The sequence below is a fragment of the Acidobacteriota bacterium genome (genome assembly GCA_018001935.1).
Lineage (GTDB): Bacteria > Acidobacteriota > JAAYUB01 > JAAYUB01 > JAAYUB01 > JAGNHB01.
The window spans coordinates 14,986-28,667 of the sequence record JAGNHB010000012.1; the positions used below are offsets into that span (position 1 = coordinate 14,986).

The following is a 13,682-nucleotide window of genomic DNA, read 5'->3' on the forward strand; positions in this document are numbered from 1 at the left end:
TCGTACGCGTCGTCCCGACGCGGATCCCCCCGGTTCGTACGCGTCGTCCCGACGCGGCCCCCCCCGGTTCGTACGCGTCGTCCCGACGCGGATCCCCCCGCCCCTTCTCTCCCCCCCGAAGCCGGTCAACCCGTCCCGTTCCCCCGCTTCCCCACCATTTTGCTTGAAAAGCCCCGCCCGTTTGGGTAATCTCGGTGCTCACCCGCGGAATCCCCCGCGGGCCGTGACGGGCGCCGCAACGGGGCCCCGGAGGGGGCGCCGGATCCCAACCGGAGGAGAGAGAACACCATGACCGACATCCGCATCCACGAGGTCGGCCTGCGGGACGGCCTGCAGATCGAGAAGCAGACGGTGCCCCTGGAGCGCAAGATCGCCTGGGCGGACGGCCTGGCCCGGGCCGGGATCGACATCGTCCAGCTCGGGTCCTTCGTCAACCCCGAGAAGGTGCCCACCATGGCCGACACCGACGCCTTCTTCCGGCACTACCTGCAGCCGGGGAACCGGCCGGCCGGCGTGGTCCTCTCCGGCCTGGTGCTCAACGAGCGCGGACTCGACCGGGGCATGGAGTGCGGCGTCGACCTGTTCTGCATGGGCGTCTCCGCCAGCGAGACCCACTCCCGCAAGAACACCGGCAAGGGCACCGACGAGGCCCTGGACGCCATCCTCGCCATGGCCCGCAAGGCCCTGGACGCCGGGAAGCGGGTCCAGGCCTCCGTCCAGTCCGCCTTTGGCTGCGGCTTCGAGGGCCCCGTCCCCGCCGGGCGGGTGCTGGGCCTCGTGAAGCGCTACCTCGAGGCGGGCGTGCGCAACATCAGCCTGGCGGACACCGCCGGCCACGCCAACCCGAAGCAGGTGGAGGAGCTGTACGGCGCCGTCCGGGAACTCGACCCCGGCGTCGAGATGGCCTGCCACTTCCACAACACCTTCGGCCTCGGCCTGGCCAACTGCTGGGCGGCGTACAAGGGCGGCGTGACGTACTTCGAGTCGGCCTTCGGCGGCCTGGGCGGCTGCCCCTTCACCAAGGTGGCGGCGGGGAACGTCTGCACCGAGGACCTGGTCCACTCGCTGCAGCGGATGGGGATGCGCACGGACCTCGACCTGGACGGCCTCGTCGCCGTGGCCCGGGACGTGGCCGCCTTCTTCGAGCGGGAGCTGCCGGGGTTCATCCTCAAGGCCGGCTCGCTGGTCCGCAAATCCTGACGGTCCCGCGAAGCGCCGCGAGAAGGCAATGGCCCGCGAATGACGGGAATCGGGAAATGACAATCGATGACCCCGCAAAAAGTCTTTTACAGCCCGCGAATCACGCGAACGCACGCGAATCGGAGTCCAGCAAACAAAAGAGATTATTCGTGTAATATTCGCGTACATTCGCGTCATTCGCGGGAAGCTTCCCTTCGCGGCTTCTCGCGGGGCCGCAAGACATAATTCGTTACAAGGAGTTGTCCGATGAAACTGCTGGAAAACGTCCGCGTGCTGGACCTGACCAACGTGCTGTCCGGCCCCTTCTCCACCCTTCACCTGGCGCTCCTGGGCGCCGAGGTCATCAAGATCGAGAACCCCGACGGCGGCGACCTGGCCCGCAAGCTGGGCAACGTCCCCGCGCTCAACAAGAAGCTGATGGGGACGAGCTTCCTGGCCCAGAACGCCAACAAGAAGTCCCTGACGCTCAACCTCAAGTTCGACGAGGGGAAGGAGATCTTCCGGAAGCTGCTGGCGGAGTCCGACGTGGTGGTGGAGAACTTCCGCCCCGGCGTCATGGACCGCCTGGGCTTCTCCTACGCGAAGATGTGCGAGATCAACCCGAAGATCGTCTACTGCGCCATCTCCGGTTTCGGCGCCACCGGCCCCGACGCCTTCAAGCCCGCCTACGACCAGATTGTCCAGGGCCTGAGCGGCGTCATGGCCATCAACGGCGACGAGCGCCTCAACCCCCTGCGCTGCGGCTTCCCCGTCTGCGACACGGTGGGGGGCTTGAACGCCGCCTTCGCCATCATGGCGGCCCTCTACTACCGCGAGCACACCGGCCAGGGCCAGTACATCGACATCGCCCTGCTGGACTCCATCATGCCCCTGGCGGGCTGGGTGGCGGCCAACCTGCTCATCGGCGGGCAGCAGCCGGTCCTGCTGGGCAACGACAACTTCACGGCGGCGCCGTCGGGCACCTTCGTCACGAAGGACGGCTACATCAACATCGCCGCCAACCAGCAGAAGCAGTGGGAGGACCTGGCGGACGCGCTGGGCGTCCCCGAGCTCAAGACGGACCCGCGCTTCCAGGAGCGTGACACCCGCAAGGCCAACCGCCGCCTCCTGACCCCGCTGCTGGAGGAGAAACTCAAGGAGAACACCACCGAACACTGGGTGGAGGTGCTCAACGCCAAGGGGATCCCCTCCGGCGACATCCTCGGCCTCGAGGACGCCCTCAAGCAGCCCCAGGCCGTCCACCGCAAGGTCATCGCGGACGTGGAGACGCCCGGGATCGGCCCCGTCAAGCTTTTCAACCTGACGGCCAAGTTCTCGAAAACCCCCGGCAGCATCGACGCGCCGCCGCCGTCCCTGGCCGAGCACAACGGGGAGATCCTCGGCCGGCTCGGCTACACCGCCGAACAGCAGGCCGCCCTGAAGGAGAAAGGCGTGATCTGACCGCCCGATTGACAAAAAACGAGTCAAGGCCCCGCCCCCCGGGGCCTTTTTTTTTGGAAGTCAAGGGATACCCGGCTTTGGGCCATTGAGCGTCTCGGGGGTTCATCGCGCCGCTTTGATCACCCGGCGTCCCGGTCAATGTCGTCAGGCGCTTCAGCGGATGCGTTTTTACCCACAGGTTGGCGATTTCGGTTGCCTTCCGAGGCCACTTTTGCTGGGCGACGCCCCTGAAAAAGCGTAGTCCCTTCAACGAAGAATCGTTGCCAAATTGCGCAAGATCGTGGGGTCGATCTCATGAAACGTCGGCCGGGAACACGATTTGCGGCCCATGCCGTCTTCCTTTGCGAGCTTGGCGCCTTGGCGAGAGAAGATCCGGATCCGGGTCTCGCAAAGGCGCGAAGATCGCAAAGAGAAACGGATCGCCGGGGGTGCGGCCAAGGGGTGAGAAAGCTCGCCTTCACCGGGTCGTCGTGCTCCGGGAGCGACCATCCGGAATGTCTCTCACAGGCAAGGAGAAGAGCCGCCTCCGATTCCGGTCAACAGGCCCTCCTCCGGTCTCCTGAATTCCGGATTCTTCTTTCGCGTATTCCGTGTATTTCGTGGTTCCTTTTCGGCTTGCGCGGGGGCAGGGGAGGGGATTATGATCCGTGCATGGAAGCGCGGCAGAACACCCCGGTGACGGAAGAGGAAGGGCGGATCCTGGCCCTCGACGTGGTCCGCGGGTTTGCGCTCTTCGGCATCTTCCTGATGAACGCGGAGTGGTTCAACCGGGCCATGGCGGAGATGCGGCTCGGCGTCCCCCCCGGGCTCACGGGAGCCGACTGGTGGGCCAGCCGCCTCGTCTACCTCCTGGTGCAGGGCAAGTTCTGGACCATCTTCTCCCTGCTGTTCGGGATGGGTTTCGCCGTGATGCTGGGGCGGGCGGAGCAGGCGGGGCGTCCCTTCCTTCCCCTCTACCTCCGCCGGATCGCCGGCCTGGCGGTCTTCGGCGCGGCGCACTTCATCCTCCTGTGGAACGGCGACATCCTCTTCAGCTACGCCCTGGCGGCCCTGGCCCTGCTCATCCTGCTCTACGGGAAGTGGAAACCCATCCTCCTCTCGTTGGCGGCCCTGGCCGGCCTCGGCTTCGTCCCCGGCCTGGACCCCCTGTGGCGCGTGGCGGGGAGCCTGGCCTACGTGAGCGTCGCGGCCCTGTTCCTGCGCGGGGAGAAGCGCATGGGCGAGCGGTGGCGCCGCGTGCCCGTCTTCGCCTTCTTCTTCCTGGTCCTGGGCGTCGTCGCGGTCGGGGTCGCCGCGCTGATGTGGGCCCTCTCCGCCGGTCCCCTCGAGGCCCGGTTCGGAATGAGCCTGGGGGCGGTCTTCACCCTGGCCGTCGGCATCCTGGCGGCCCGCTGCCACCAACCCGCGGAACTCCGGAAGCGCCGGCTGGCGGTGGGCCTGTACGTTCTCCCCTTCCTGGGGATGACCCTTTTCGGCGTGGTGCAACTCGTCGTGCAGACCCCTCCGCCAGGGGCCCGGGCCCCCGGGCCGGCCGCCGGGCAGGCCCCCGCCGGCGCCGAGGCCGTCCGGCAGGCGGAGAAGGAGGCGCAACGCAAGAAGGAGGCGGAAAAGCTGCGCGAGCGGATCCGGGCCGAGACCCAGGCCCACGCCCGGGGGAGCTACCGCGAGGCCGTGGCGTTCCGGGCCGTTGAATTTCCCCGGCGGGCCGGGGAAGAGGCCGGTTTCGCCATGATGGTCATCAGCCTGTTCCTCCTGGGGGCCTGGTTCGTGCAGTCCGGCGTGATGGTCCGTCCCCGGGATCACCTTCCCCTGTTCCGGAGGCTGGCCCTGTACGCCCTCCCCGTGGGCGTGGGCCTGGGGGTGCTGGGGAGCGCCGTCGCCACGTCCATGCAGCCCGGCGACCCGCCGGGACGCTTCATGGTGGCCCAGGGACTTCTGTACCTCGGAAACCTCCCGGCCTGCCTGGGCTACGTGAGCGTCGTCGTCCTGCTGCTCCAGCGGGAACGGGCCGCACGGTGGCTGGCCCCGCTGGCCCCCGCCGGGCGGATGGCGCTGACCAACTACGTCGCCCAGTCCGCGGTCTCCGTGGTGATCTTCTTCGGGCACGGCTTCGGGTGCTGGGGCCTGAGCCGGTCGTGGCAGATGCTTTACGTGGTCGGGGTCTTCGCGGTGCAGGTGCTGGTGTCCGGGTGGTGGTTGAAGCGGTTTCGCTACGGCCCCCTGGAGTGGCTCTGGCGGGCCTTCACCTACTGGCGCCTCCCGCCCATGCGCCGCCGCCCCCCGACGCCCGCCCCGACCGACGAACGCACCGGGGCGTGAGGCGCCCGAGACAAACACGACACACACGAAGGAAGAATTCGGAGTTCGGTACCCTCCGCCTTGTGACTGCGCGCCTGCGTTTCGTATTCCGTAAGGCGCATGGGTCGCGTTGGGGCCGCGCCGCTCCGGCGGCCTGCGCGGCGCGATCAAAGCGGCGCTCCGGCAGCCTTCGCGCCGCACTCCGCAAGGAAGGGGGAAATCGAGGGTTGCGGGCCGTCGTCGCCAAGGGGGCCGCCGCTCCCGGCTGCGACCGCGTTCCCCGTTGCGACGGCGACGGCGATTGCTGCGGCGATTGCGATTGCGATACCGATTGCGATTGCGATACCGATACCGATACCGATGGGAACCCCTCCGGACCTACAGCCTACAGCCCAACCCGGATAAACCGGAGAGAAACCACGGATGAACACGGATGGACACGGATCATCCGGACGCTCCAGAAAAAAACAGGCGGTCTTTACCTCTCGCAAAGGCGCAAAGACGCAAAGCCTCGCAAAGCCGGAAGCGGAAAAGGGGGATTCCTTTGCGAGGCTTTGCGTCCGGACGTCTTTGCGAGAGACCGGATACGTCGATTCCGGAAACGGATCAGCACCAGTGGGGCATTTTAGCCCCGGGGCATGCCGGACGACGCTGCCGGGATTCCCTCCTCCGTCCCCGCATCGGTTTTCCCCGCTCTGAAAGCGGTGGGAGCCCACCGATGATCTCAAATCTTGCTCATTTTGCCTAAGATCTTACTTCGTAGGGACTACAGCCTACAGCCTATCCCCTACTCGCCAGGGCGCTTCGTCGCCCAGGAGCGGAAGTAACCGCACTCGCGGAGGACCTCCTGGTAGTACTTCGTGTCGGAGAAGGTATCCTTGAGGACCTTGTACCACTTCCCCGCGATGAAGTCCCCGGACTTCTTGTCGGGGTCGCGGTTGTAGTAGGCGTTCTGTTCGCACTTGGCGGCCATGAAGCAGGCTTTCGCCTTGAACTCCCGGTCGGGCGAGAGGTCCATGGCCTTCCGGTAGAGCGCCTCGGCCCGGCTGCAGTCGTCGAAGCCGGGGCGGTGCTTGACGTGCTCCCGGGGCGTCACGTACATCTCCCGGCCGTTGCCGTACCAGGAGAAGTTGTAGAGGGCGTTGGCGGCCTCGAAGTAGAGTTCCGGGGCCTTCGCCTTGTCCGTGGCCGCCTGTCGCAACAGGCCGGCGAGTTTTTTCACCGCCTGCGTCTTGGTGTAGGTTTCGTGACCCTTCCGGTTGGCATCCCGGTCATGGTTGTCGCGGAGGTGGATCTCGAAGGGGTCGGCGTAGAGCTCCCCCGTATCCACGGAGGCGAAGAGCGTCTCCGCCTCGTCGTACTTCCCGGCATAGAGGGCGTTCAGGGCCTTGACCTGGACCAGGTCGCTCCGGGCGCCCGGGTCCTCGCTGCAGGTCGGCCCGATGCCGTACTCGCCCGCGGTGAACGCCTCGAAGTCGCTCTTCCCCGGTTTTTCCAGGAAGGCGAGGAGGCGGTCCACGTTGGCGGAATCCAGGTAGAAGGGGTCGTCGGGGACGTCGTTCAGGCAGAGGGCGGTGACCCGGTCCCCTTTCGCCCGGTAGATGGACGACAGGTAACTTTTCGCCCACGCGAAAAACGCCCCCGTCCGGCTGGGCTCCGTCCCGAGGCTGCGCTCGGCCTTGGCCCAGGTCAGCTCCCGGGCCAGCAGGGGCTCGGCGGCGGGGTCGACGGCCTTCAGGGCCCGGACGGCGGCGAAGGCCCGGCAGAGCCGCAGCTGGCGGCGCAGGAGCGGCGTGTCCGGGGCCCCCTTCGCGGCGCGGTCCAGGAAGCGGCCGGCGGATTCGGGCTTGCCCGCCAGGGTCTGCAGGTGGCCGGCGGCCAGGTCCCACAGCCAGGGCTTGAGGGCGTCGCCCTTCTCCGCGGTGCCGACCACGAAGGCCAGGAGGTCGGACAGCGGGGCGGGCACGGCGACCTCGGGCGGTTCGAGGCTTTCCGTGAGGTTCGCGGCCAGCTCCGCCCGGTTGACCTCGCGGACCAGGAGCAGCGGGAGCAGGTCCGACGTCGGGTCGAGGGCGTAGATCTCCTTCATGGCCCGCAAACCGTCGTGGGATATCCCCAGGAGCTGCCAGAGCACGGCCTTCTCCCGGCCGTTCTTCGCCAGGGCCAGGCACCCTCGCCAGTCGGCCTCCTCCTGGGGCCGGAAGCTCCAGGCGGCGGACAACCGGAGGGGCTTGCACTGGTCGAAGAGGCGGGAGAAGCGGTAGTTGGCCTCCGCGTAGCGCTTCGCCCGGTAGTGGGCGCCGGCGCAGTAGCCCAGGGCACGCCAGGAGACCGTGCTCGTGTCGCTGAAGTCCGTGGCGCGGCGCTCCTCGTAAAAAGCCGTGCAACGGTCGTACGCGTCGTGGTAGAAGTGGAGCCGCAGGAGCTGGAACGCGTAACGCCGGCGGAGGAAGGGGTCCGTCGCGGCGTTGAGCGCCTTCGTGCCCCCCTCGGCGAGGGCGGCCACGGCGGCCTCGCGGGCGGCGCGGTCGATCTTGCCCTTCTTCTCCTCCCAGTCCCAGTAGTCGGAGCGCTCGGTGGCGTAGGGCTCCACCCGCTTGGCGAAACCGACGTAGTAGAGGGCGGCGACGAGCGCCTTCCGGTCGGGGTAGGCCAGGAAGACGTCGTCCCCGGGGGTCTCGGCGGCGTCCTTCTTCCCCTTGAGGCGGAAGATCAGGGCGTCGAGGCGGGCGAGGGGCGCCTTGTACAGCAGCTGCGACCAGGCCTCCCGCGGGATCTTCTTCTGGAAGAAGGCGTCCCACTCGTCCAGGTTCGCCGCGCCGAAGTCGGGCTGCGCCCCCTGGCCGAGTTCGCGGGTGTAGAACGGGCTGAAGGGCGTGGCGAAGAAGGGCAGGGCGTCCGGCTCGCCGATGATCTCGGGGGAGAAGAACGAGAGTTCGTCCACGGACTCGGGGCCCATCCACCCGCAACCGGGGACGGCCGGCGCGAAGATCGTGGCCAGGAGGGCGGAAAGGAAAAACCTCGGACACCGGGACAAGATGGGAGACATGGGGCACCCCGCGGGAAAAAGATCAGGGAGAGCATACAGGAGTCGGGGGAGGGAATCCAGAGGAAAGACGCGGTCGGGATCGGGGGTTGTGCATGTGCGGAAGGGACGAAAGGACCTAAAGGACCAAAGGGACCCAAGGGACGGCACAGACGTGCCGGTTGAAGGGATCGCCTGGCGGGTGGGAGAAGGGATCGTCAGGGGTGCGGCCAGGGGGCACGAAAGCGCGCCTTCACCGGGTCGCCCCGCCGCCGGGAGGAAGCTTCCGGAACGTCTCTCACGAAGGCCAGGCGGCACAGAGAAGCGGTGTTTCCGATCACCGTGAACCGACCAAACGCCGTCTCTGCAGCCACCGGCTCCGCGGCCACCGGCTCCGCGGCCACCGGCTCCGCGGCCACCGGCTCCACGGCCACCGGCTCCGCGGCCACCGGCTCCACGGCCACCGGCTCCGCGGCCACCGGCTCCACGGCCACCGGCTCCACGGCCACCGGCTCCACGGCCACGGGCGTTGCGGTCGCGGGCGTTGCGGCCACGGGCGTTGCGGTCGCGGGCTTTGCGGTCACGGGCTTTGCGGTCACCGGCGTTGAGGTCTCGGGCTTCGCGGTCACGGGCTCCGCGGTCTCGGGCTCCGCGGTCTCGGGCATTGCGGCATCCCCGGAAACCGCCGTCCTTTATGTCCTTTTGGTCCTTTGTCCTTTTCCCTTCTTGCCCTTTCCCCCGGGCGCCCGGCTCACTCCCCGCCCCGCACCGCCGTGAACACCGCCTCCAGGTCCTCCGGCGTCCAGGCGGCCAGGTTCTTCCCGTCCAGATCGAAGAGGGCGAGGGTGAACGCCCCGCGGGGCCGGAAGTGCTTCGACAGCAGCTCGGCGGCCTCCCGGGCGAGGGCCGGCGTGGAGGCCTCCAGGGCCAGGGTGTCGCCCTGCATGAGGTAGGCGCCGCGGAAGAAGGCCGGCTCCGCCGCCGTGTAGCGCCCCGGGGCCGTGCGGCGGAGGAAGGGGGAGGCGTCCAGGTCCGGGACACTCACTTTCTCGATCAGGCCGACGACCCGCCCCGCCCGGCCGTGGACGGCCCAGGAGAAGACGGCGAGGGCCGCGTCCAGCGGGAGGGGGTACCCCTCGAGGAAGGGCGTGTAGCGTGCCGCGTCCTCGGGGTTGAAGATGGAGGGGCGGCGGGGGTCGGCCTCGATCCGGCCGACGTTGTAGAACATGAGGAGCGCGCGGTCGGCGGGCGGGACCCCCGTGCGGTCGCGGTACTTGACCTGGTGGAGGCGTACCGTGACGCTCAGGCGGGTCCCCGACGCGGCCCCCAGGGCCTTCAGCGCCCGGCAGAAGGCGAAGAAGGCCGTGCGGGTGCCGTCGGTCCAGTCACAGTCCACCTGGAGTTCCCGGAAGACGACCCCCGCGCCGGCCGCCAGCGACCCCGCCAGCTTCCACACCCTTCCCGCCAGTTCCGCCGGGTCGGGCGCGTGCCCGAAGACCTCGTTCCGGAGAAAAACCACGGGGACGATCTCGATCCCGGGGGGCGGCGCGTCCCGCCAGACCAGGCGCCCGGCGGGGAGCGCGCGGCCCGAGGCGGCGTCCCAGGTGACGTCGAAGAACCGGAGGTAGAGGCGGCTGACGCCACGGTCCTGCAGGACGGCTCTCTCCCCTTCGGACAAGACGAAGACCGTCCGCCAGTAGAAGAAAGCGCGGCGGGCGGCGGGGGCCGGGGCGCACCCGGCGGCGGCCGGCAGCAGGGCGGCTGCGAGGAGGAGGGCGGCGGGAAAGGCGGACCGTTTCATGCGGGTCGCGGCTCCGGGCGCGGCAGGGTCAGATCCGGCGGGAACACCCGTCCACGCCGACGTAGAGATCGTCCGGGGAAAGGTTGTAGGCCGCGCGGAGGGCCTCCAGGCCGGTCTCGAGGTCCTGCCGCGCCAGGAGGAAGGCGACGGCGGAAAAGGAGGTGGAAATGGCCAGGACCTCCACTCCCGCGGCGGTGACGGCCGTGTAGGCCAGGCTGGCGGCCCCCGGTTTTTCGCGGAAGTGCGGTCCGTAGACGGCCAGCACCACGACGTTGGGCCGGCTGTGGACCTCCTCCAGGGCGAGGCCCGGCCGCTCCGACCCGGTGAGGGCGAGGGCCCGGTCCAGGTCGGCGGTCCCGACGCAGACCGCCAGGTGGTGCCGACCGTCGGAGGAAACCGTCTCCACCACGAATTGGACGTTGACCCCCTCCCGGTGGAAGCGCTCGAGGATTCGCCCGGTGAAGGGCCCGGGGTCGGGGCCTGACCGGAACGCGATCATCCCCAGGTTCGGGAACTGCATGATCCCGCTGGCTCTCAGTTGACGGTCGATCATCGGATGCTCCTGTCCCGGGCCCTTCGGCGTGACGGGGCCCGGCGCTTCGGGGGTGCCGCCGGGGGGCGGGCCCGGCCCGAAGCCCGGCAGAAAAGTAGACGGATCGGGGCCGAAAATCAAGCTCAAAATCAGGGGGCGATGCGCCCGAGCCAACCCGCAAGCCAGGCGTGGCCCTGGACGGCCCACTCCACGAGCTTGACCACGCCCAGGCCCGCGAGGATCGCCAGGGCCAGCCGGACCAGGCGAAGCAGCCACACCCGGAGCGGCCTGCCCCGGCACCGCATGAAGCGCCCCAGCAGGAAGGCGGCGAAATGGGCGGCGGCGGTGGCCCCGAGGCAGGCCAGGCCGACCCGGGATGCGCCGGGGACGCCGAGGAGGAGCCCGGCGGCGTACACCAGGAAAGCCGAGAGGTAGAGGACCTTCAGCCAGTGGCGGAAGATCAGGCGGGGGAGGGTCCCGGGAGCGGAGACCTCGACGAAGCCCCAGAAGAAACGCGCCGCCCGGGTGAACCCCTCCGCCGCCCGGTTGCCGGTCTCGTACTTCCGGGCCAGCCCCGAGAGCATCTTCCCCGTGACGAGGGCGGCCCGTGCGGCGCTTCGCAGCGTTTTCTCCGGGTCGGGGCGGATGGTTTCCGTCGGTCCCGGTGGAGGGGGCCCCGGCAAGGCGCGACCGAAGAGCGCCTCCACCGCGGCCAGGCGGTCGGGGCCGGCCACGGCGGCGGCCCCGAGGCAGAACTGCCGGAACTCGGCCTGTTCCCCGGGGTCGAACGCCGCCAGTTCCTCCCGCAGGATCGCCGCCTGGGCTTCCCGGACCAGGGCCTCCCGTTCCCCCGACGGTGGAACCAGCGCCGTGACCAGGCGTTCCGCCCCGTCCAGCCGTCCCCAGAGCAGGTCGCTCTTCCGCCAGTACGGGTCCAGGAAGGCGCCGAAGTGCATCAACCCCAGGCCTTTCAGCTTGGCGACCCGGGAGAGGCGCTCGTCCACCACGCCCGTTGCATCCACCGGGCTGACCCGCAGCGTGTCCACGGGGGCCGTTTCCCCCAGGTCCGTCCCGAAGAGGTAGGGGAGGGTGATCATGTCGTAACTGTCGAAGTGGTTGTAGTAGTGACGGAGGGCGTCGACCAGCCCGGCGCCCGGGCCCTCGGGGCCTCGGGGGCCCAGGAGGTCCCGCATCGCGGCCGAAGCCTCCCGGAACGCCGTGGCCAGGCGGTCCCGGACCATCCCCGCGAAGGTTTCGAGGGCCAGCCGGCCGGCCTCGCCGGGAGCGGGGCCCGACGGGACGGGCCCGGGGTCCTCCATGGACAGGGCCAGTGCGCGGGCCGGCCGGAGGAGGTCGTTGTCCGCGCCCCGGGCCCGGAGCCGGCGGCCCGCCGCCCGCAGGCCGTCGTGCACGCGGTTGACCCGCGCCTTGAGCGCCCGCAGTTCCCCGCGGAAGGCCTCCTTTTCCGCTTCCGAGGGCCAGGCGTCCACGCCCGCGCACGTCAGGATCTCCCGCTCCGGCCCTTCCAGGGGGAAGAGAGCGTCGAGCTTGCCCCGGAGAAAGTCCAGGCGTCGGAGCCGGAAGCCCAGGTCGAAGTCCAGGAGGAAGCGGTTCTGGGTGGGGCGACTCCGGGGATCCCCGGTGCGGTCGGCGTAGCGCGTGTCCCGCCAGGAGCGGATCCGTTCACGGACGGCCTCCCACCGCGCGGTTTCGGCCTCGATCCCCGAGAGCCGGCAGACCAGGGTGGCGAACTCGTCCGTCAGCCGCGACACCCGGAACCAGTGATAGGCGCCGTAGGAGACCCCCCGGCGGGCGATCATGTCGTCCAGGTCCCGATCAACCCAGGCGTCCGCCGAGCCGGGGTCCAGGGCGTCCATGCCCTCATGGGCGGGGCCGTCGTCCCGGATGTCGCGCCGGACGTCCTTCTGGATCCGGCCCAGGATTTTCCGGGTCCGCCCGATCAGCCGGTTGCGCCGCCCGATGGCCTCGATGTCCTCCCGGATGGTCTCCGTCCGGGGCAGGGTGAGGAGCGCCGCCACCAGGTTCTCGGCGGCGTCGGGACGCTCCGCGCTCTCCGGACCTTCCGGGGCGGGGTCGGGGGAGGGCTCGACAAAGACCAGCTTCCGGCGGACCGGGACGTCCGCGTGGCGTCGGGCCAGGGTTTCGACGACGGGGCCGAAAGGCTTGTTGTCCAGGCACCCGCCGTCCCCGAAGGCCCGGCGGGCGAAGGGGGCCCCGTCCATGGCGCCGGAGCAGAGGTAGTCCCGGGTGAAAGGCTCCCAGCGGGGGTCGGCCGAGACGCTCTCCGCGGAGAGCCCGCTCCCCCTCGCCGGCACGACGTCGTCGGCGTCGGCGAGGGTCGCCGGCTCGAAGGCGACGGGGAAGGCGGAGGTGCACCGGGCGGCGAAAGCGAGGAACGGGTCGAACGCCGCGGTGAAGTCGTTGCGCTCGTCGCCGGTGGTGCGGGCGCCCGCGTAGATGAACCGGAAAACCGCCCGGTGGCGCCGCTCGAGGACGTCCCCGTCCGACAGGCGGAGGGGCAGGGGGAGTCCCCGGAGGTCCGTGGCGGTGACGTAGAGGTCGAGTTCGTCGAGGTAGGGGGAGCGGGGGTCGCCCGGGGTCGTTCCGGGGCCCGGCGGCATCTCCCGGAGGGCTTTCAGGAGGAAGTGGTACATCCGACGGCCGTCCAGGAGGGAGGCGGGGCGACGACGCGGGCGAAGCCGGCGGGGCAGGCCGCGGGCCCCCTCCCGGTCGTTGAGGAGACCGGCGAGGTCCCCCAGTTCCAGCCAGCGGCGGGCGACGGTCGTGTAGTCGAGACCGCCGGCCAGGGCCTTCGCCAGGAGGACGGCGTTGATCCCCCCCGCAGAGGTCCCGGAGAGGACGTCCACGACGAAGCGGGTGCGGATGGGCGCCCCCGGGCCCGGGTCCGCCGCGGCGGCGGGGATGCCCGTTCCCGGCCCGAGGAGGCGGCCGATCCGGCGGTAGACCACCTCGGACCCTCTCAGGTCGCCGTCCCCCAGGAGGGCGGGGCCGGGAACGGCCCCGGGGTCCGCGGGGGCCGTGGCCCGGACCAGGTGGTACAGTTCCCGGGTGACCCCGTGGATGTAAACCGCCAGTGAGACCCCGCCGTAGAGGACCACGGCGAGGCGAAGCTCCTGGTCGGCCTCCACGTCCGGCGGGGACGCGGGGCCCACCGGCCCGGGTGTGTCATCGCCCCTCAACGGCGTCGCGGTGCGATCCATCGAACCCGCCATGACGGAAACCTCCCGGGGGAAAGGTCGGAACAGCCTTGTTGGCGCGAATTCCCCTCCATGGTACCACGGGGGGGAGGGAAACGCAAAGGGCGGGGAAGCGCGGGCCCGGGAAGTCCGCCGAAGGGGCGTCCC

8 protein-coding genes are annotated in these 13,682 nt (G+C 69.9%); 3 read left to right on the forward strand and 5 right to left on the reverse strand.

Annotation, left to right across the window (positions count from 1 at the left end):
- Positions 1–288 precede the first annotated feature (288 nt).
- The 3 genes from KA419_06835 (at position 289) to KA419_06845 (ending at position 4,959) form a co-directional block, all read left to right on the forward strand.
- Positions 289–1,200: a hydroxymethylglutaryl-CoA lyase gene (locus tag KA419_06835; protein MBP7865649.1), complete on the forward strand. Its 912-nt coding sequence runs from the start codon at positions 289–291 to the stop codon at positions 1,198–1,200.
- A gap of 246 nt (positions 1,201–1,446) precedes the next feature.
- Positions 1,447–2,640 carry a CoA transferase gene (locus tag KA419_06840; GenBank protein ID MBP7865650.1) on the forward strand — a complete coding sequence of 398 codons (1,194 nt, stop codon included), beginning with the start codon at positions 1,447–1,449 and terminating at the stop codon, positions 2,638–2,640.
- A 651-nt stretch (positions 2,641–3,291) separates the two neighbouring features.
- A complete protein-coding gene (locus KA419_06845) occupies positions 3,292–4,959 on the forward strand; it encodes a DUF418 domain-containing protein (GenBank protein MBP7865651.1) in 1,668 nt (555 codons plus the stop codon).
- 766 nt (positions 4,960–5,725) lie between these two features.
- Here KA419_06845 and KA419_06850 read toward each other — a convergent pair.
- From KA419_06850 to KA419_06870, 5 genes are all read right to left on the reverse strand, one after another.
- Positions 5,726–7,987 carry a hypothetical protein gene (locus tag KA419_06850; protein MBP7865652.1) on the reverse strand — a complete coding sequence of 754 codons (2,262 nt, stop codon included), beginning with the start codon at positions 7,985–7,987 and terminating at the stop codon, positions 5,726–5,728.
- Between the two features lie 194 nt (positions 7,988–8,181).
- Positions 8,182–8,628 carry a hypothetical protein gene (locus KA419_06855; protein MBP7865653.1) on the reverse strand — a complete coding sequence of 149 codons (447 nt, stop codon included), beginning with the start codon at positions 8,626–8,628 and terminating at the stop codon, positions 8,182–8,184.
- A gap of 86 nt (positions 8,629–8,714) precedes the next feature.
- Complete coding sequence (locus KA419_06860) at positions 8,715–9,764, reverse strand: hypothetical protein (protein ID MBP7865654.1); 1,050 nt, start codon at positions 9,762–9,764, stop codon at positions 8,715–8,717.
- Positions 9,765–9,792: 28 nt separating this feature from the next.
- The gene (locus KA419_06865) at positions 9,793–10,317 is read right to left on the reverse strand and encodes a hypothetical protein (GenBank protein MBP7865655.1); all 525 of its coding nucleotides are present in this window, start codon (positions 10,315–10,317) and stop codon (positions 9,793–9,795) included.
- Positions 10,318–10,445: 128 nt separating this feature from the next.
- Positions 10,446–13,550, reverse strand: coding sequence for a patatin-like protein (locus KA419_06870; GenBank protein ID MBP7865656.1), 3,105 nt, complete (start codon positions 13,548–13,550; stop codon positions 10,446–10,448).
- Positions 13,551–13,682: the final 132 nt, after the last annotated feature.